The following is an 18,769-nucleotide window of genomic DNA, read 5'->3' as shown; positions in this document are numbered from 1 at the left end:
CTTCGTTCGGGCGGCGGTGTTCCGACGGGGCTCAGGGCTGCGTGATCAGCGCCTCGGTGCGCAGGGCCGACACCCGGCGGTCCCGGGCGTCGCGGCGCGCGCGGTCGGAGGCCGAGCTCTGCGCGACGCTGACACCCAGGAGTGCCCCGACCACGAAAACGACACCGACGACGACCAGGCCCACGATCACGAACATCCTTCTTCTCTCCCTCGTCCCGCGAGTGCCGGGTACGCCCTGCACTCACGGATCCAGACGGGTGTCGGGCCCGCGGGTTGGCGGCTACACCCCGTCACCCACGTCACGCCGCGACCCGACGACCCGGACGCAACCTCGGCGGCGTCACCTGCCCGTGACACGGTCGGGGCGTCGGCACCGCGGCGCGGGGGTAACGGATCCCGTGATGAGCACCGACCCCGGTCGATCCGACGAAGAGGCCCTCGACGCCGAGGTGGGCATGACCCGCCCCGAACCCACCGACGACGCCGCGCCCGACGACACCCCCCAGGACGTCGAGCCCGCGTTCGACATCGACCTCGAGCCGGACGAGCAGGGCCTCGCCGGCGCCGCCGACGAACCCACCAGTTAGCCGGCCCCTACCAGCCGAGCAGCGTCGGCACCTGCTGGCGCACGGCGGCCGACATCGTCCGGCTGTAGGACGCGGACAGGTGGTTGTCGTCGAGGTAGACCAGCACGTTGCCGATCTCCGGCGGGCACGTGGCGGGGGTGCAGATCTCGTTCGACAGGTCGAGGAACGCGACGCCGGACGGCACGTCGTCGCGCAGCGCGTAGGGCGGGTCGGCGGCCAGGAGGTCGCCGCGCGGCACCTCGCACTCCGGCGCCCCGCGCCCGTGGCGTTCCAGGCACTCCGAGGGGCGGTGGTCGTAGCGCGGGTTGTCGCGCACGGCCAGGACCGGGATCCCGAGCCCGTCGAGGCGCTGCCACGCGGCCACGAACCCGTCCGGGGTCTGCTCGGTGAGCCCGACGCGGACGTCGCGCGTGGCGCTGGTGACGACGGCGTCGGGTGGGTCTGCGGCGAGGTGCTCGATCGCGGCGGCGTTCCACTCGACGCAGGTGCTGTCCGCCGGGTCGCTCTCCGAGGTCGTCGCGAACGGGCACCGCGCCCGGACGAGCGTGCGCACCTCCCAGCCGCGCTCGCGGGCCAGTGGCTCGAGGGCGGGCAGGAACTGCTGCATGTGGGAGTCGCCGACGACCGTCACGCGGCGCTGCGGCTCGCCCTCCGCGCGGACGGGGACGCACTCCTCGAGCACCGGGTGGCCCTCGACCGGCGCGCAACCGTCGCGGTACTGCGCCCAGTCGTCCTGGACCTGCGCGATCGCCGGGCGCACCGGCGCCACCTCCGAGATCGGCGCGTGGGCCTGCAGGAGGATCGCCGCGCCGGGGTGGTCCGGGTCGCCGACCGCCACGGGCGGCCCCGTGCTCGCCGCAGCCGCCGCGGACCACACCCCCAGCGCGACCAGCGCCGGCAGGAGCGGCAGCGCCACGAGCACCGGGGCGCGCAGCCGGCGCCCGTGCACCGACACCTGCCGCAGCGGCTCCTCCACGAGGTGGTGGGTCACGACGGCCAGCCCGAGCGCGAGCACGACGACGACCAGGCCGTCCACCGCGCCCGCCACCGCCCGCCCCGACAGCACGAGGGACACGACGAGCACCGGCCAGTGCCACAGGTAGAGCGGGTAGCTGATGCGCCCGAGGTACTGGGCGGTGCGGGTGGTGAGCAGCCGGTCCCCGGCGCCGGCACGCCCGGCGACGATCACCGCCGCCGCGGACAGCACGGGCCACAGCGCGAGGTACCCGGGGAACGCCGCGCCCACGTCGAGCACCGCGCCGCAGGTCACCAGCCCGGCGACGCCTCCCCAGCCGAGCACGGCCCGGGTCCGGCGGCCGAGCACGAACCGGTCGACGACCAGCGCGAGCAGGCCCCCGAGCGCGAACTCCCAGATGCGGGTGCGGGCGTCGAAGTAGGCGAACGCCTGGTCGGAGGCGGTGGCGAGGACCGAGTGCGTGAACGACGCGAGCGCGACGGCCGAGAGCGCGGCGATCAGGGCGGCGCGGACGTCCGCCCCCCGCGCACGCGCCCACCAGGCCACGAGCAGCACCAGCAGCGGCGCGAGCAGGTAGCACTGCGCCTGGATCGACAGCGACCAGAAGTGCTGGGCGACGCTCGCGGCGCCGTTGCTCGCGTAGTAGTCGACCGCGTCGGCCGCGAGCCGCCAGTTCTCGACGAAGCCCACGGCGGCGAGGAGCTCGTGCCGGTTGCGCGACCAGGTCGACGGCGGGAGCAGGACCGCGGCGGCGATCGTGCTGGCCAGCAGCACGAGCCCGGCGGTCGGCACCAGGCGCCAGAACAGCCGGGTCCAGGTGCCGACGACGTCGATCGCTGCACCGCGGATCGCCGTACGGGCCAGCATCCCGACGACGAGGAAGCCCGAGAGCAGGAAGAACACGTCCACGCCGCCGGACACGCGCCCGACCCACACGTGGTAGAGGACCACCAGGACGGCGGCGAGGCCGCGCAGCCCCTCGATCTCCGGGCGGCGGGCGCTGCGCGCGGTCGGGGTGTGCGTGCCGACCGTGGCCCCGGCTCCGGTCACCCCTCGCCCCCCTCTGCGGTCTCCTGCGCCGTCGCCGTCACGGCCCGTGTCCGCGGCCATCACACGCCGCGCCCTCCAGCTTCCCTGATGCCGGACGGTGCTCGACGTCGGGCACCCCGACGGCGGTGTGACGTCCGCCCCCTCGGGTCTTCCCCCTCGCCGCCGCCCGGCGGGTGGGGACCTGTCCGACCGGGGATGACCGTCGTGGTTGCTCCTCGATCAGGTGACGTTCCGAGATCCGTCGTTATCGGTTCGTGATGTCACTCGTTGGGCCGCTCCAGGAACGCAGCGTCACGTTCCCTGGGCCGACCGGGTGCTCCCGGCGCGCCACTACCCGCTTCCCACCCGACGCGAGAGGTCCTCATCATGGGCATGCACACCGCTCCCCGCCCCGTCGCCACGACCGGGCTCGCCCGCCGCGGCCTGTTCACCGCGGCCGCCGCGCTCGCCCTGGTCGGCGCGCCCGCCGGTACGGCACTCGCCGACGAGCACGCCGCCGGCGCCCCGGAGCCCTGCGAGATCCCGGTGGTCGACCCGACCGTCACGGCGGGCGAGGAGGCCGTCAACCAGGCCACCGGCGACGCGACCGCGCCGGTGTTCGAGGCCGGGACCGAGGCGACCGCGCCGGTCCACGACGCCGTCTGCCCGCCGGCGCGCGACCTCCTCGGCCAGGTGCCCACCCCCGCCTGAGGTCCACCCGCACGGTTCCACGGCCCCGGCGACGTCACGCGAACCGTCGCCGGGGCCGTGGTCTGTACGGGGGGTGTCCGGCGGTGTTCCGGATCGATCAGCCTGCGGGCAGGAGCACCCCGACGTCGGTGACCTGGTCGGCGGGCGGCGGTGTCACCGTCACCGGCAGTCCGTGCTCGGTCAGCGTCACCGTGGTCGTGGTGGCCGTGGCCGGGCGGCCGGGCCGCTCGGGTGCGGTGACGGTCTGCGCGACCCGCCGCAGGAGGCCCCGGTCGTCGACCCACACGTCGACGGGCAGGCGGCGCGTGCCGATCTCCTCGATCAACCGGTCGACCGCCGGGCGTCGGGCCGGGTCGCCGGCGGCCGGGGTGGTGAGCAGGTCGACGACGGCGGCGTAGTGCGTCGCCGGCGTCCCGTCGACCGGCTCGGGTCCCACCACCCGCGCCTCGGTGACGCCCCGCAGCTGATCGATCTGCCCCAGCGGGTCGATCGGCGTGCCCCCGAACAGGGCGAGCGGGCCGCCGACGGCCCGCGCGGTGAGCCGGTCGAGCGGGACCGACACCCAGGGCGCGCCGCCGGGCACGAGGGCGGCGAGGGTCGGCGGCACCTGGGCGTAGAGCGTGCCGCCGACCAGCAGCACCCGGGTTCCGCCCCCGAGCAGCGGGATCTCGACGGTCGCGTCCGCGGTGCCGGCGACGAGGTCGGCGACGCCGTGGCCGGTGACCGGCGTGCCGGGGTCGCCCGGCGGGCCGGTGCTCGACGTGAACGCCAGCCGGGCGGTCCCCTCCCCGTAGGTCTGCGCCACGGCCGCCCGCACCGCGGTCAGCGGGTCGGGCGGCGCCCCCGCACAGGCGGTGAGCGGGCCGAGGACGGCCGCGAGCACGAGCGCGAGCAGCACCGCCGGGCGAGGTCGGGTCATCCGGACACGGTGCCCGCTGCCGGCACGGTGCACGCCTCGGGACCCCACCGCGACGGCCCCGGCCCGCGCGGGGCGGGCCGGGGCCGGGGCGGCGCCGGGGAGCGGGGACAGGGGGTCAGCGCACGCCGTGGGCGCGCCGACCGCGGGTGCTGGTCTCGAGGGCGTTGGCCTCGAGCTGCCGGCGCCAGAGCTCCCAGGTGTCGGGGTCCAGCGACTGGCCGGCGGGCGGGGTGTGCGGGGCCCGCGGTGCGGGCAGGGCCGGGCGCGCCGCCGGGAGCTCGCCGGTGAGCGGCACCCAGGGCCAGGACTCGCGCACGGCGCGGGAGCGGTGGAAGCCCAGGCCCATGACGAAACCGAAGATCAGGTGACCGACCAGCGACAGCGTCAGGGTCACCCACGTCAGGGGGAACATCATCGTCTGCCCGCGCTCGGCCAGCGCCACCGTGCCGATGAGCCCGGCCCACACCGGGAAGACCGAGAACGCGACCGCGGCGAGCACCGCGGTGCGCCGCGAGCAGCGCTGGAGGCCGACCGCGGAGGCGAGCGCGAAGAACGTGATGCCGATGCCGCCGCCGTCGCCGATGTAGCGCCAGAGGTAGCCGACCACGGCGCCCGCGGTGAGGTCCTGCGGGTCCCCGGTGATCCAGGTGCCCATGATCGGGATGAAGTCGGCCCACCAGCCGAAGACGTGCACGGTGGTGAGGCGGAAACCGTCGTAGATCGCGCAGCCGACGACGCCCCACAGCATGCCGTCGGCGACGACCCGGTCGCCGGCGTGCGGGGCGAGCACCGTCAGCGCGACGACCGCGGTGGCCAGGGGGATGACCAGCATCGCCGCCGACGCCTGCATGGTGATGACGCCGAAGACGTGGGCCGAGATGGCCAGCAGGGGCAGCGCGGCCAGCAGCAGGTGCAGCCCGATGCGGAGCAGGCCCGCACCGTCACGGGAGCCGGGCGTCCGCGAGGCGGGCCTCGTGGTGGGGCGCTCCGGGGTGGTCGTCGTCGGCACGTCGGGAACGCTAGGGAGCCGAGCGGCCACGGACCGCGAACCTGAGAATCCCTGAAGGCCCCGCCGCCCACGCGCCCGCATGACGCGACGACCGGCCGGGCCACTCACCCGTTCGGACCACGAACGCCCGTGGCGCCGGCCACCCGGCCCTCAGACCGGACATCGGGCCGGCCGTCCCGGCGACGACCCGCCGAGGACGCGCGCCGAACGGCCGCCGCCGCCCGGCGCCCCGGATCACCCCCGCCGCCCGCCGGACCGGTCGTCGACACCGGGGCGACACCGCGCCGTGACCGTACCGCGACCGGAGCCGGGTTCCGGAGCCGGAAGACGCCCAGGCGGCGTGGCCCGGGTGCTCCGAGAGGGTGGAGCAGCCATCCGCCGCCGGGGGCACGCCGTTCGGCCCAGCGACACGCTGGGAAGCACGCGGCGCCCACGGTCGGGTGACACGCTGTCCGCGCACGACCATGATCCGCACGGCCGCGGGGCGGGGCCATCCCCGTCCGGACCGACCCGGGAGACGCCCTCGATGACCGACGTGGTGACCCACGCCGACCCCACGCCCCCGGGTGACGGACGCCGCAGCACCCGCCGCCATCGGCAGCTGGGCCTGCGGGTGCCCAGCGGCGGCGCCCACGGCGTGGCCGCCCACCGGGCCCCCGCGACGTCTCCCGCGACGTCTCCCGCGACGACGCCGCCCACCGCGCCGTCGCCCGACCCCCGCGGCGACGCCGGCCCGCGCCACCGCCGCGCCCCCGGCACCGAGCCGATCGCCGTGCCGACCGCCGTGCCTTCCGCTGTGCCTTCCGCCGTGCCGACCACCACCGGCGAGATCCGCCGGCACCGCGCCGCCCACCCCGGCGAGGCCTTCGACCCGACCACCGGCGCCATCCCCACGGCGGGCCGCACCACCTCGCCCACCCCGCGCTCCGTCCCTCGCTCCCACGCGGTCGGCGAGCGCACCCCCGGTCGCGGCGCCCACCGTGCCGCCGAGCCGGTCACCCCGCCCCCGGCGCCGCCCGCCGGCCCGCCCGCCGCCCGGCCGGCCGGCCACCGGACCGCCGCGGCCGCACCCACCGCCGCCGCCTCCCCCACGGCCGCCGTCGGTGCCCCCACCCCGTCGACCGCGCCCGCCGCGCCCCGCCGCACGGTTCCGCTGCGCGCCACCATCGGCCTGCTCGGGGTGGGTGGTGTCGCCGCCGTGGTCGCCCTGACCACGCCCGGCGCGCCCCCGCCGGCGCCCACCCCGGCCGACGTGCCGCCGCAGCTCGCGGCACCGGCCGGGAACGCGTCCGCGGTCCTGCCGAGCCCGCCCCCGGTCCGTCCGTCCCCGCTGCCCGCGCCGCCGCTCGCGGCGGCGACCCCCACGAGCGAGGAGCCGCAACCGGTGATCGGGGCCCTGTTCGACGCGGCGACCGGCCCGTTCTCCGACCTGTTCGACAACAGCGGCGACGCCGGCCTCGTCGAGGGCGCCGCCCGTCCCCGCGTCGTCGACAACCCCGACGATCCGGGGCGCAGCGCCTGGCAGTTCTCCGTGCCCGCCGGCGGCAAGCGCAGCGAGGTCCTGCCGCAGGGGCCCGGCACCGAACCGCAGGACGGGGACGAGCAGTACGTCCGCTACACCGCGATCCTCGACGAGGACTTCCCGACCGACACCCGGTCCTGGCAGCTGATCCTGCAGTGGCACCACAACTCGCCCACCGGCTCGCCGCCGCTGGCGCTGGAGGTCCGCGAGGGGCAGCTGATGATGGCGAGCGGCGAGGACGAGCTGCAGGCCATCGGCCCGGTCGCGCCGGGCGACCGCATCGACCTGACGATGCACGTCAAGTTCTCCCAGGACCCGGGCGAGAGCTCGGTGACGGTGTGGCGTGACGGGCGGCCCACCGGCGTCACCGGCTGGAGCCCGCGCGAGGGCACCATGAGCACTGAGGGCGCCTACCTCAAGATGGGCCTCTACCGCGACCCGAAGATCGACCAGGCGGGCTCGATCCTGGTCACCGACCTCAAGATCGGGCGCGACGCCCGCGGGATCGGGGGCATCGGGCCGCGCGCTGGCGTCTGACCCCGGGCGCCCATCCGGCCGGGCCCGTGCGGCGGCCCTGGCGGTCGTCCCCGTCCTGCTCGCCGCCGCGGTGCTGCTGCCCGACCTCGTCGCGCTCGACCACGGGCTCCCGTTCGCGGTCTTCGCCGCCCTGCGGCCCGCCCTCACCGCGGCCACGGCGCTGCTCGTCCTGCTGCTCGTCGCCCGGCGGTGGCGCCGCCGGCGCCGGGGCCTGCCCGTGCGGCGCCCCGGCGCGGTCGCCCTCGCCGGCACCGCGGTCGTGGTCGGCGTCGCGGCCTCGCTCGTCGTGCCCCGCACCGTCGCCGCCGACCCGCCCCCGCCCGGCGGCACGGCGCTGACCGTGCTGTCGCTCAACGCGTTCGAGGGTCACGCCGACGTCGCGGTCCTCGCCGGCGTGGTCCGCCGCGAGCGCCCCGACCTCGTCGTGCTGCCCGAGGCCGGCGAGCGGTTCCGCGGCCGGATCGCGGCGCTGCTGCCGGAGTACCGGTCGTGGACCAACGTCCCGCCCCGCGCCGCCGACGTCCGGGGCATCACCGTGCTCGCGGCGCCCCGCGCGGGCGACGTGACCGCGCGCGTGATCTCCGACCCGCCCGGCTCGCCGACCGACACCCGCTACCCGTGGGCCGAGGTCACCGGCGGGCTGCTGGGCCCGGTGCGGCTCGGCGCCGTGCACGTCGTGTCGATCGTCCCGGACTGGATCCGGTACTGGCCGGGCGAGCTGGCGCTGCTGCAGCGCTGGTGCGCGCCCGGGGCGGGCCCGGCACTGGTCGTCGGGGACCTCAACGCCACCCCGGACCATTCCGCGTTCCGTGCGGGCACGCGGGGCTGCACGGACGCGGCGTCGGCGCGGGGCGAGGGCCTCGCCGGGACGTGGCCCGCCGGGTGGCCGCCGGCGCTCGGCACGCCGATCGACCACGTGCTGACCGCCCGCGGACCGCAGGTCCGTGACGTCGCGCTGGTCGAGGTCCCCGGCTCCGACCACCGCGGCCTCGTGGTGCGCCTGCGGCTCGGGCGCGAGGAGGCGCGCTAGGAGGCCCGGCGCGTCGGCGCGGGCAGGGCGTGCGCGTGGCGGGGACGCACGGGCCGGCCGGCGAGGTCGTGGTGGCCCCCGACGAGGCCGCACCAGGAGCAGGGCGCGCCGGTCCGCGCGGTGACCGGGACGACGGGGGCGCGGCGGTCTCCCGCCCTGTCGAGGGCCGCGCCGCCGGCCCGGTCCAGAGCGGTGTCGGAGACGGGCTCGACCGGTGCCCGTCGCGACCGGACCGCGCGCACCACGCGGCGCACCGCGAAACGCAGGACCAGGGCGAGCAGGAGCGCGGCGAACGCGACCAGCGCGAGCCACTTGGCCAGGAGCAGGGCGCAGAAGGCGATGAGCAGCCCGACGATCACCGTCGTCACGCGGAGGTCGTCGCCCACGCGAGCGAGGGTAAGCCCGCCGAGCGAGAGAACCGCGGCACCGCGACCCCGCGTGTCCCCGGCGCGCCGCCGGTCACGCGATCCGGGCACGAGGAGGGCCACGGACGAGGAGGTCCGGAGACGGGCCGGAGACGAGAAGAGCCCCGCGGGCCACCGGGTCGGGGGTCCGGTGGCCGCGCGGGGCACCCGGGATGTCGTCCGGGGTCGGCCGGTCGTTACACGGCCCGCGAGGACTTTTCGGGGGACTTCTCGGGGGGCTCCTCGGCGGGGTCCGGGCCGGCCCCGTCGGGCCAGTGCACGGTGCGTGTCACCACGTCGACGCCGCCGGAGACCCGGCCGCCCGCCAGCGCCGCGGCGCGCACGCAGAACTCCACCCACAGCAGGTACTGGACCTGCTTGGCCAGCCCCATCCGCGTGTAGAGGACGTCGGCGACGGGGTCACCCGCCCGCGCCCACGTGGTGATCGCGAACTCGAGCTCGTCGGTGTCGAGGTCGCGGGCGGCGAACTCGATCTGCCCGGCCTCGAGGTGCCCGACGAGCGTGCCGAGACGGAACGCCGTGTCGTCCCGGCGCAGCACCCGCACCGGCCCGTCCCACGGCCCGGGCATGCGCACCACGAGCTCCTCGCCGACGGTCATCTCCCCGCTGCACGCCACGTAGTCGAACCGGGCGACGCCGGGCACCACGGCGCGGTTCATGTCCCGGGCGATCGCGTCGATCAGCTCGGACGCCCGGCGCCGCGCGCCGAGCACCCGGACGCGGAACTCGCGGTGCAGCGCGGGCCCGTAGCCGTGCTCGATGGGCTGGTCGCGCTCGGTGGCGTCGGCCAGGCGCGGGGGCATGTCGCGGTGGTCGCCGATCTCCTCGCGCACGTGCACCGGGACGTCGGGACGCACGCAGCGCCACAGGAGTCCGGCGACGCCCCGCGGGAGTCGCGTGAGCAGCAGTGCCTCCCGCAGGACCTGGTACGGACCCGGGATCCAGTGCGAGGTGTAGAGGGAGGGGTCGGGCGCCATGCCCGCTGACTACCCTCCCTCGCCCCGGTCACCCCGTCGCGCCGGTCACCGGGTGCGCCGGCGGGTCAGGACGCGGTGGAGGCGCCCGGCACCGCGGTCGCGATCCCCGCGCGTCGCCGGGTCTCGCAGTGCTCCTTGAGGTCGCCGGCGAGGGTCTGCAGGTGCCCGTCGACGGTGCGTCCGGTGAGGCGGGTCAACGCCGAGCGCCACCGGTTGGCCCGCTCGTGCGTGATCACCACGCGGGTGCGGCCGCCGCCGCCCTCGGGCGTGCTGAGGGCGAAGCGCACGCTCGCGCCGCCGCCGAGCCCCTCGCCGTGCAGGGTGAAACGGCGCCGCCGGGTCTGGAACTCGCCGACCCGCCACGTGCGCTCGGGCAGGCGCGGCAGGTGCAGGCGCACGACACCGTGGAGCGCGAGGGCGCCCCCGCCGACGAGGGTCGCCTCGCGCACCACGCTGGTCCACGCCGGCCAGCGGATGACGTCGGTGAGGACCGCCCACACGTGCTCCGGGACGGCGTCGACGTCCACCGCGATCTCGCAGCGCATGGTTCACCTCTCCGATGAGGTTCGACGCACCGTGTCGACGGCCGCCCCGACGCCCACCCACGGTAGGCGGGCGCGGATCGCGGGACCAGACCCGCCTCAGGCCTCGCGACGTCCGAGGCCGATGCCGGTCAGTCCGGCGCGGCGCAGGGTCGCGGGGTCGAGCAGGTTGCGGGTGTCCACCACGACCGGCTGCTTCATCACCCCGGCCATCGCCGACCAGTCCAGCGTGCGGAACACCGGCCACTCGGTGAGCACCACCACCGCCTCGGCGCCCTGGGCGGCCTCCACCGGATCCGACACCAGCGGCACGCCCTCGACCTCGCGGGCCACCCCCTCCACGGCCCCGTCCACGGCGCCGTCGGAGCCACCCGCCACCAGCGCCGGGTCGTAGCCCACCAGGTCCGCCCCGGCCTGGCGCAACAACGCCGCGATCGCCAGCGCCGGCGAGTCCCGCAGGTCGTCGGTGCCCGCCTTGAACGTCAACCCCAACAGGCCCAACCGCACCCGCGTCAACGACCCCGTCCGCCGACCCGTCACCGCGGCGCGCACCTTGTCCACGATCCGCTGCCGCTGCCGGGTGTTGGTGTCGATGGTCGCCCGCAACAACCGGAACTCGAAGTCCGCCGCGTCCGCCACCTGCAACAACGCGTGCGTGTCCTTCGGCAGGCACGACCCGCCCCACCCCGGACCCGGCGACAGGAACGCCTGCCCGATCCGCCGGTCGTAACCGATCCCCTCGGTCACGTCGGAGATGTCCGCCCCCACCCGCTCGCACAGCTCGGCCATCGCGTTGACATACGACAGCTTCATCGCCAGGAAGCAGTTCGCCGCGTACTTCATCAGCTCCGCCGACGCCGCATCGGTCAGCACCGTCGGCGCCCCCAACCGCGCGTACAGCGCCGCCACCCGCTCCGCGGCCTCCGCGGTGTCGCACCCCACCACGATCCGGTCCGGGTTCAGGAAGTCGTGCACCGCCGAACCCTCACGCAGGAACTCCGGGTTCGACACCACCGACACATCCGCCCGGTCCAGCAGCTCCGCGGTCCGCACCGTCGTGCCCACCGGCACCGTCGACTTGTTCACCACCACCGTCCCCGGCGCCAGCAGATCGCGGGTCTCCTCGACCACCGCCTCCACCGCCCGCAGATCGGCCACCCCACCCACACCCATCGGCGTCGGCAGACACAGGAACACGATCTCCGCGTCCAGCTCGCCGGCACCCTCACCCGGGAACCCCGCGCTCACCGCCTGCGCGGCCCCCACCACGAACGACAACCGCCCCGCCGAGACCTGCTCGCTCACCAGCTCCGACAGACCCGGCTCCACGATGTCCACCACGCCGCGCCGCAACCGCTCCACCTTCACGGCATCGATGTCGGCGCACACCACCTGATGACCCAGCGACGCCAGGCACGCCCCCGTCGTCAACCCGACGTAACCCGTCCCCACCACCGCGACCCGACGCGTGAACACGGCTCCCCCTCCGGTCTCCCGCGGACGATCCCCGACCTCGATCGCCGCACACGCTGCCAGATCACGCTGGGGAGGCGGGGCCGGGTCCGGAGCACGTCACGGGCGTGGAGCGTCCTCCCGGGCCGCGGTGCGGCGGCGGTCGAGGAGGGTCTCGAGGAGGAGGAAGGCGAGCAGGCTCGCGCCGAGCAGCGGCACCGCGACCCCGACCGCGACGGTCACGACGGCCACCGCCGCGAGCAGGCCGCGCGGCAGGGTCCGCAGGACACCGTCGGACGGCACGTGGCCGGGCCGCCGCCCGGGCCCGCGGCGGAACCACAGCGTGTAGCCCCACACGACCATGCAGGCCAGCCCGAGGGCGAGCACCGCGAGGACCACCTGGTTGGCGACGCCGAAGAGGTAACCCATGTGGGCGTCGACCCCGTAGGTCGCGAGCTTCGCCGCGAGGGGCCAGTCCGCGAACCGCACGACGTCGGTGACCTGCCCGGTGGCGGGGTCGATCGCGATCGCGTCGTGCTCCTCGGGCCACGTCCGGTCGATCTGGGTGACGGTGGTCGCCGCGCCGGGCTCGTCGCCCGGGGTGATCTGGATGAGGCCGTCGAGGCCGAAGTCGGCGGCGGTCCGGGCGGCGACGTCGAACGACGCGGGCGCCACCTCGGCGGGCACGGCCATCCCCGCCGTCCCGCCGTGCCCGGCGTGCTCCCCGGCCCCGGGCCTTACGGCCACGCTGCCGGGCAGCGCGGTGTCGGGCTCCGGGGTCTCCCACGACAGCTGGGCGCGCAGGGCGCTGATGTTCTCGCCCGCGTAGGTCGACCACGTCAGGCCGGTGGCCGAGAGGAACAGCAGCCCGATCGCGGCCCACAGCCCGACCACGGCGTGCCACGACAGCAGCCGGGCGCGGCGCCCGCCCGAGGTCCGGGGCACGAGCAGGGCGGAGGCCCGCTCCTTGCGCCGCCGACGGACCAGGCCGATCCACAGCGCGAGCCCGGCGAGCACGAGCACCCACAGCCACGACGCCGCGAGCTCGGTGTAGAGCCGCCCGGCGTCGCCGAGGTGCAGGTTGCGGTGCAGCTGGTCGACCCACGCGCGCAGCGGCATCGCCTGCCCGGAGCCGTAGGTCTCGAGCACCCCGCGCAGGTCGCCGGTGTGCGGGTCGACGAAGGCGGTCCGGTAGAACGACTCGGGCAGGGTGGGGTCGTTCGCGATGACCTGCGTGGTGTCGGTCGGTGTCGGGCCGGGGCGCACGGAGCGCAGCTCGGTGTCCGGCATCGCGTCCATGCCCACGCGCACCTGGTCGGCGAGCGGGACCTGCGCGTCCGACGCCGGCACCGTGAGCACGTCGCGGTAGACCACCGGCTCCAGCGACGGCATCAGCGTGTACGCGAGCCCCGTCAGCGCCGCGACCAGCAGGCACGGGCCCACCAGCACGCCGCCCCAGAAGTGGACGCGCAGCACGAGGGGCCGCAGGAGCGCCCAGGCGCCCCGGCGGGGCGGGGCGGGGGCCTGCGGCGGCGGGGCGGACTGGTCGACGGACACGGCGGGCTGCCGGCTCAGTGGACGAGGAGCATGAGGGCCATCCCGGCCCCGGTGACCGCCTGGCAGCCGAGCTGCACCACGGGCGCGTCGACGACCCGGCCGACCGGAGCGGCACCCCCGCCGGCGGCGACCGCGACCGGCGCGGAGGAGCGGGACAGCACCGCGACCGTCGCCGCGGCGTGCACCAGCAGGTAGACGGCCAGCGCCACACCGACCGCGGACAGCGCGAGCGGCGACGAGGCCGCGTGCCCGCCGTGCCCGCCGTGCCCGCCGTGGCCGGCGTGGCCCGCCATCGCCCCGCCGCTCGGGAGCATCGCCGCGTACATGACGGCCATCGCCGCGTTGGACAGCAGCAGGTGCGTCGGGTGGGCCGCGCACCGATCCCCGCCGATCGGCGAGCCCAGCGCCCGGCCCCTCGCGCGCAGCGCCACCAGCCGGACCGTCCACGCGGCCCCGACCCCGGCGAACAGCACGACGCCGGCGACCGGGGGCACGGCCGTCGCGGTGGCGGGCAGCACCATCGCGGCCATCCCCAGCGCCATGAGGACGTGGTTGGCCTCCGCCGCCGCGGCCGGTCCGTCGTGGCGGCCCCGGCGACGCCACAGGCTCACCGCGCACAGCGCGGCGGCGGCCAGGAAGATCGCGGCGAACACCCCGGCGAGGGGTGCGGGGACGTTCACCGCGCGTCGGCGAGCAGGCCGTCGAGCACGCCGTCGCGGGCGTCGTCGACGATCACCGCGAGCTGCGCGAGGCTCATCCGGATCGCCTGGCCGAAGTCGTCGGTGATGACCACGCGACGGTCGTCGTCGGCGGCGGGGTCGACGTAGAGCTCCGGGCAGCCGCACGAGCACTGTCCGCAGAACGTGGCGACGTGCTGCAGGCCGGCCGTGGGCGTCGGGTCCTGGACCGTCATGGCGTCCTCCGTGGGGGTGGTGTCGTGCGGGGGACGGTACGAGCGTGCTCCTGCCCCGCCCACCGTTCGCCCTGGCGCGCGGACCAGGTGTGCCCGGACGGCGGAGCGTTCTCAGCGCCGCGCGCGTCCCTTCTCAGGAGCGGGTGCGCAGGCGGTGCCGAGCGGGGTGGGACTACCGTCGGCGGGGACGGTAGGGACCGTCGGTGCGGTCGCGGGCCCGCTTGTCGGGACGCTCACGGTCGGGAACTCGGAGGCCCCGCGCGACGACGCGGGCCGGGGCGGCGGCGCCGAGGTGGAACGAGGAGCGGCACGGGTGGACGACGCGAGGATCACCGCGCTGGCGCTGCGCGCCCGGGACGGCGACCGCGCCGCCGCCGGCGAGTTCGTGGCCGTCACCCAGCAGCAGGTCTGGCGCCTGCTCGTGCACCTCGCCGACGCGTCCGTGGCCGAGGAGCTGGCGCAGGAGACCTACGAGCGGGCGCTCGGGTCGCTGCGGCGCTACCGCGGTGACGCGCCGGCCCGCAGCTGGCTGCTCTCGATCGCCCGCCGGGTGGCCGCGGACCACCTGCGCCGCCGCGCCCGGCGCCCGGTCAGCCCGGCGACGCTCGCCGAGGACGACCGGCCGCTGGGCCACGTGTCCGGCGCCGACCCGGCGGAGTCGGTCGCCGTGCGGCACGCGCTCGCCGCGCTCGACCCCGACCGCCGCGAGGCGTTCGTGCTCACCCAGCTGCTCGGGCTGCGCTACGACGAGGCCGCGTCCGTCGCCGGGTGCCCGATCGGCACGATCCGCTCGCGCGTGGCCCGCGCCCGGGCCGACCTCGTCGCCGCCCTCGGCGAGCACCCGCCGTCGGCCGAGCGCCCGCACCGGTCGGGATAGCCGGGGAACCGAGTGCGTCCCGTCGACGACCAGCACGGCATGGAGTGGGACCGCTGCGACCGCTGCCGTGAGGCGATGTCGGCCGCGCTCGACGGCGAGGCCGCGAAGGACGCAGCCGCGGAGCAGGCGGCCGTCGACGCGCACCTCGCCGGCTGCCCGGACTGCCGGGCCTGGCAGCAGGACGCCGCCCACGTCACGGCGATCACCCGGCGCGCCCGCACCGGGCTCGCGACCGGCGGACCCGACCTCGTCGCCCGCGTCGTCGACCACGCCCCCGGGCCGCGGGCGCGCTGGCGGGGCACCGCCGCCCGCGCCGGGCTCGCCGCGGTCGGCGTGGCGCAGGCGACGATCGGGCTGGTCTCGCTGCTCGGCGCGGTGACCCACGCCCACGCGATGACCGATCCGCTGATGGTCCTCGGCGCGGGGATCGCGCACGCGACCCACGAGAGCGCGGCCTGGAACCTCGCGCTCGGCGTGGCCTTCCTCGCCGGCGCGCTGTGGAGCCGGCATCTGGCCGGGCTACTGCCCGCGCTCGGGGCGTTCATCGCGGTGCTCGCCGTGGTCAGCGGGCTGGACCTGGTCGCCGGACGCGTCGACCCCGCCCGCGTGGCGACGCACCTGCTGCTCGTCGCGGGGTTCGTGCTCGGGCTCGCCGTCGTGCGCACGGTCCCGCGGCCGGGGCCCGGGCCCACGCCGGGCGCGCGCTGGTGGCGGCGGGACGAGCGGGGGGCGCCGGACGGCCACGCCCCCGCGGTCGCGGACCGGTGGGAGCGTGAGTCCGACGTCGCCTGACGCTCCCGCGCCGACCCGTGCCGCGGCCCCGGCCGTCGCGGGCGCCGCGCTCGTCGCCCTGGTCCTCGTGGCCGTCGCCGCCGTCCTGCGGGGCGGGGCGCCGTACGCGGCGCTCGAGGTCACGGTCCCCCCGGTGCTCGTCCAGGTCGCGACGCCGCTGCTGCGCCTCACCGTCCTGCTCGCCGCCGGGACGTGTCTCGGCGGGCTGGTCGGCGCCCTCGTCGCGCGCCCGTCCAGGGGCGGGGCGCGGGTGCTGGGCGCGCACGGCTTCCGCGCGGCACGCGTCGCCGGCGCGGCGGCGGTCGTGTGGGCCGTCGCCGCCCTGGCCGCGGCGCTGTCCACCGTGCTCGCGGGCACCGGGGCCGACGTCGCGGTGCTCCGCCGCCCCGAGGCGATCCTCGTCTCGGCGGGCGCCCTCGAGGAGCCCGTCGGCTTCCTCGTCGCCGCGGCGCTCGCGACGGTGGTGGCGGCGATGTGCCGGATCACGCTGTCGTGGCGCACGGTGGCCGGCGCGGTGCCGCTCGCGGCGCTCGCGGTGGCCGCGCCCGTGGTCGCCGGGCAGGTGGCGAGCGCCGGTGCCGGGCACGACATCGCCACCGACGCGGCCGCCCTGGCCGCCGTGGCCGGCGCGGTGTGGCTGGGCCTGGCCGTGCTCGAGGCCGTCGCCCCGTGCCCCGCCCCCGGCCGCGACCGGGACCCCGACCGCGCGACGGCCCCGCGCGCCCGCCCCGTCGCCCTGGCCGCGGCCGGGGTGACCATCGCCGCGACCGTCGTCGTCGAGGCCGTCCTGCTGCGGGGCGTGTGGCCGACCGGGCTCCACGGCGCGCTCGCCGTCGTCCAGCTCGTCCTGCTGCTCGGCGCGGCGGGGCTGACCCTGCGCCGCCGGGTCCCCGGACCGGCGGTGGCGTCGGTCCTCGTCCTCGCCGCCGGCGCGGGCGCCCTGCTGGCCACCGAACCGCCGCCCGCCCTCACCACGTGGATTCCCACCACGGCGGCCACGGTCCAGGAGATCCTGCTGGGCTACACCCTCGACCCGCCGACCGTGCTCGCCCTCCTCGGGCCCGGCCGGCTGAACCTCGGGTGGGCCCTCGTGGCGCTGGTGGTCGCGGGCGCCTACCTGGCCGGCGTGGCGCACCTGCGCCGGCGCGGGGACGCGTGGCCCGCCGGCCGGACGGCGGCGTGGATCGGGGCGTGCGCGCTGCTGGCGTGGGCGACGAGCTCGGGCCTCGGCGCGCACGCCATGGCGACGTTCAGCGCGCACATGGGCGTGCACATGCTGCTGTCGATGCTCGTGCCCGTCCTGCTCGTGCTCGGCGGGCCCGTGACGCTCGCGCTGCGCGCGCTGCCCGCCCGCGGCGGCGGGGGTGGGCCCGACGGACCCCGCGACTGGCTGGTCTCGCTGATCGACGCGCCGCTCCCGCGCCTGCTGACCCACCCCGTGGTGGCGCTGGTGCTGTTCGTCGGCTCGTTCTACGCGCTGTACTTCTCCCCGCTCTACGCCACGGCCCTGCCCTACCACTGGGCCCACCAGGCGATGTTCGTGCACTTCCTGCTGACCGGTTACCTCTTCTACTGGCCGATCATCGGCGTCGACCGCTGCCCCCGCCCGCTGCCGCACGTCGGGCGGCTGGCGCTGCTGCTCGCCTCGATGCCCTTCCACGCGTTCTTCGGCGTCGCGCTGATGAGCGCCGGCTTCGTCATCGGGGAGCAGTTCTTCCGCCAGCTCTCCCTGCCGTGGGTGCCCGACCTGCTCGCCGACCAGAGCCTCGGCGGCGGTCTCGCCTGGGCCGCGGGCGAGGTGCCGGTGCTCGTGGTCATCGCCGCGCTGCTCGTGCAGTGGTCGCGGGCCGACCAGCGTGACGCCGCCCGCCGCGACCGGCACGCCGACCGCGACGGCGACGCCGAGCTCGCGGCGTGGAACGCGATCCTCGCCGACCTCTCCCGGGGACGCTGACCACCCGTTCCGGGTATGCCGGGAACCCACGGACCCCGCGCCGCGACCGGAAGGGCGCCCGCACCCGTGACCCGAGGAGGTCCCCCGCATGGCCACGCGCTCGTCGCGCCCCCGGCGCCCCGCCCGACCCCGGCGCTCGACGTCCCGGACGCCGGTGGTGGTCGGGGTCGTCGTGGTCGTGCTCGTGGCGGCGGTGGTGTTCGGCGGCGTCCTGCTCTCCGGCGGCTCGGAGGAGTCGAGCGGCGCGATCCCGGTGACCCCGGCGCCGACGGCGTACCCGACGACCGTCGAGGACGGCGTCGTCGTCGCGGGCGGCCCCGCGCCGCACACCCTCGACCTCTACGAGGACCCGCTCTGCCCCGCCTGCCGGTCCTTCGAGCAGCGTGCGGGCGACGCGATCGCCCAGGCCGTCGCGGCCGGGCGGCTGCAGGTGCGCTACCACCTCGTGAACCTGCTCGAGCAGCGCTCCGACCCGCCCGGCTACTCCACCGCGGCGGGCAACGCGATGATCTGCGCCGCCGAGCACGGCGCCTTCCCGACCGTCCACACGAGCCTGTACGCGGCCCAGCCGGCCGAGGGCGGGGCCGCGTACGACACCGCGCAGCTCGTCGACCTCGGTCAGCGTGCCGGCGCGGGTCCGGGGTACGCGGAGTGCGTGCAGAGCGGGCGGTACGACGCGCAGATCGCGCAGAACTACCAGCAGGCGGTGACGAACCCGGCGCTGCTGCAGGGCGGTTCCTTCGGCACCCCGACGATCGTGCTCGACGGCCGGCGCCTCGAGCCGGGCTCGCCGGCGCTGGACGCGGTGCTGACGGGGTGAGTCGAGCGCCGTGATCGCTCCCGGTGCTCCGCGGACCCGATCTCAGAGCTTGTTGCCAAATCGCGCGCCTCCCCCTGTTGATCTCCTTTGAGCGGGAGGATCTTGGGGTGGCAAAGAGGTATCGACCGGTGGATCGGGAT

Annotated in this window: 19 protein-coding genes; 8 read left to right on the top strand and 11 right to left on the bottom strand. The window is 76.9% G+C overall.

Annotation, left to right across the window (positions count from 1 at the left end; genetic code table 11):
• Nucleotides 1-31: 31 nt before the first annotated feature.
• Nucleotides 32-196, bottom strand: coding sequence for a hypothetical protein (locus C8D89_RS29510; RefSeq protein WP_165825916.1), 165 nt, complete (start codon nucleotides 194-196; stop codon nucleotides 32-34).
• A gap of 205 nt (nucleotides 197-401) precedes the next feature.
• Between C8D89_RS29510 and C8D89_RS24300 the strand changes: the two genes are divergently transcribed.
• On the top strand, nucleotides 402-587 hold the full coding sequence (locus C8D89_RS24300; RefSeq protein ID WP_116710722.1) for a hypothetical protein: 186 nt from the start codon (nucleotides 402-404) through the stop codon (nucleotides 585-587).
• A gap of 7 nt (nucleotides 588-594) precedes the next feature.
• Here C8D89_RS24300 and C8D89_RS24295 read toward each other — a convergent pair whose 3' ends face one another.
• Nucleotides 595-2,613 (bottom strand): acyltransferase family protein, encoded by a 2,019-nt coding sequence (locus C8D89_RS24295; RefSeq protein ID WP_243418343.1) that lies wholly within the window; start codon nucleotides 2,611-2,613, stop codon nucleotides 595-597.
• A gap of 366 nt (nucleotides 2,614-2,979) precedes the next feature.
• On the opposite strand from C8D89_RS24295, the gene C8D89_RS24290 reads away from it, so the two are divergent.
• Nucleotides 2,980-3,303: a hypothetical protein gene (locus C8D89_RS24290; RefSeq protein WP_116710721.1), complete on the top strand. Its 324-nt coding sequence runs from the start codon at nucleotides 2,980-2,982 to the stop codon at nucleotides 3,301-3,303.
• Between the two features lie 97 nt (nucleotides 3,304-3,400).
• Here C8D89_RS24290 and C8D89_RS24285 read toward each other — a convergent pair whose 3' ends face one another.
• Together C8D89_RS24285 and C8D89_RS24280 are read right to left on the bottom strand one after the other, a co-directional pair.
• Nucleotides 3,401-4,222 carry an SCO4651 family lipoprotein gene (locus C8D89_RS24285; RefSeq protein WP_133252051.1) on the bottom strand — a complete coding sequence of 274 codons (822 nt, stop codon included), beginning with the start codon at nucleotides 4,220-4,222 and terminating at the stop codon, nucleotides 3,401-3,403.
• A 115-nt stretch (nucleotides 4,223-4,337) separates the two neighbouring features.
• Entirely contained in the window at nucleotides 4,338-5,231 is an 894-nt protein-coding gene (locus tag C8D89_RS24280) for a hypothetical protein (protein ID WP_116710719.1), read from the bottom strand.
• A 526-nt stretch (nucleotides 5,232-5,757) separates the two neighbouring features.
• On the opposite strand from C8D89_RS24280, the gene C8D89_RS24275 reads away from it, so the two are divergent.
• Both C8D89_RS24275 and C8D89_RS24270 read left to right on the top strand, forming a co-directional pair.
• Nucleotides 5,758-7,290 carry a heparin lyase I family protein gene (locus C8D89_RS24275; protein WP_116710718.1) on the top strand — a complete coding sequence of 511 codons (1,533 nt, stop codon included), beginning with the start codon at nucleotides 5,758-5,760 and terminating at the stop codon, nucleotides 7,288-7,290.
• Between the two features lie 70 nt (nucleotides 7,291-7,360).
• Nucleotides 7,361-8,320 (top strand): endonuclease/exonuclease/phosphatase family protein, encoded by a 960-nt coding sequence (locus C8D89_RS24270; protein ID WP_116710717.1) that lies wholly within the window; start codon nucleotides 7,361-7,363, stop codon nucleotides 8,318-8,320.
• On the opposite strand, the gene C8D89_RS29505 is transcribed toward C8D89_RS24270, so the two are convergent.
• The 7 genes from C8D89_RS29505 to C8D89_RS24235 form a co-directional block, all read right to left on the bottom strand.
• Nucleotides 8,317-8,706, bottom strand: a complete 390-nt coding sequence (locus C8D89_RS29505) for a hypothetical protein (protein ID WP_165825915.1) — start codon at nucleotides 8,704-8,706, stop codon at nucleotides 8,317-8,319. The two genes, C8D89_RS24270 and C8D89_RS29505, sit on opposite strands and share 4 nt — an antisense overlap.
• Before the next feature lie 215 nt (nucleotides 8,707-8,921).
• Entirely contained in the window at nucleotides 8,922-9,722 is an 801-nt protein-coding gene (locus tag C8D89_RS24260) for a DUF1990 family protein (RefSeq protein WP_116710716.1), read from the bottom strand.
• A 65-nt stretch (nucleotides 9,723-9,787) separates the two neighbouring features.
• Nucleotides 9,788-10,267, bottom strand: a complete 480-nt coding sequence (locus C8D89_RS24255) for an SRPBCC family protein (protein ID WP_116710715.1) — start codon at nucleotides 10,265-10,267, stop codon at nucleotides 9,788-9,790.
• 96 nt (nucleotides 10,268-10,363) lie between these two features.
• Nucleotides 10,364-11,740, bottom strand: coding sequence for a UDP-glucose dehydrogenase family protein (locus tag C8D89_RS24250; RefSeq protein WP_116710714.1), 1,377 nt, complete (start codon nucleotides 11,738-11,740; stop codon nucleotides 10,364-10,366).
• Nucleotides 11,741-11,836: 96 nt separating this feature from the next.
• Nucleotides 11,837-13,273 (bottom strand): PepSY-associated TM helix domain-containing protein, encoded by a 1,437-nt coding sequence (locus C8D89_RS24245; protein ID WP_116710713.1) that lies wholly within the window; start codon nucleotides 13,271-13,273, stop codon nucleotides 11,837-11,839.
• 14 nt (nucleotides 13,274-13,287) lie between these two features.
• Entirely contained in the window at nucleotides 13,288-13,953 is a 666-nt protein-coding gene (locus C8D89_RS24240; protein ID WP_116710712.1) for a DUF5134 domain-containing protein, read from the bottom strand.
• Nucleotides 13,950-14,186, bottom strand: a complete 237-nt coding sequence (locus tag C8D89_RS24235) for a hypothetical protein (RefSeq protein ID WP_116710711.1) — start codon at nucleotides 14,184-14,186, stop codon at nucleotides 13,950-13,952. Before C8D89_RS24235 ends, C8D89_RS24240 begins: the two co-directional genes overlap by 4 nt.
• Before the next feature lie 313 nt (nucleotides 14,187-14,499).
• Between C8D89_RS24235 and C8D89_RS30530 the strand changes: the two genes are divergently transcribed.
• The 4 genes from C8D89_RS30530 to C8D89_RS24215 all read left to right on the top strand — a co-directional run bounded on the left by C8D89_RS30530 (nucleotide 14,500) and on the right by C8D89_RS24215 (nucleotide 18,629).
• The gene (locus C8D89_RS30530) at nucleotides 14,500-15,063 is read left to right on the top strand and encodes a sigma-70 family RNA polymerase sigma factor (RefSeq protein ID WP_116710710.1); all 564 of its coding nucleotides are present in this window, start codon (nucleotides 14,500-14,502) and stop codon (nucleotides 15,061-15,063) included.
• Between the two features lie 12 nt (nucleotides 15,064-15,075).
• Nucleotides 15,076-15,855 (top strand): zf-HC2 domain-containing protein, encoded by a 780-nt coding sequence (locus tag C8D89_RS24225; RefSeq protein WP_116710709.1) that lies wholly within the window; start codon nucleotides 15,076-15,078, stop codon nucleotides 15,853-15,855.
• The gene (locus C8D89_RS24220; protein WP_116710708.1) at nucleotides 15,836-17,809 is read left to right on the top strand and encodes a cytochrome c oxidase assembly protein; all 1,974 of its coding nucleotides are present in this window, start codon (nucleotides 15,836-15,838) and stop codon (nucleotides 17,807-17,809) included. Before C8D89_RS24225 ends, C8D89_RS24220 begins: the two co-directional genes overlap by 20 nt.
• Before the next feature lie 88 nt (nucleotides 17,810-17,897).
• Complete coding sequence (locus C8D89_RS24215; protein ID WP_116710707.1) at nucleotides 17,898-18,629, top strand: DsbA family protein; 732 nt, start codon at nucleotides 17,898-17,900, stop codon at nucleotides 18,627-18,629.
• Nucleotides 18,630-18,769 lie beyond the last annotated feature (140 nt).

Source organism: Actinomycetospora cinnamomea (assembly GCF_003096675.1).
GTDB lineage: Bacteria > Actinomycetota > Actinomycetes > Mycobacteriales > Pseudonocardiaceae > Actinomycetospora > Actinomycetospora cinnamomea.
This window is presented reverse-complemented; position numbering and strand designations above follow the sequence as displayed.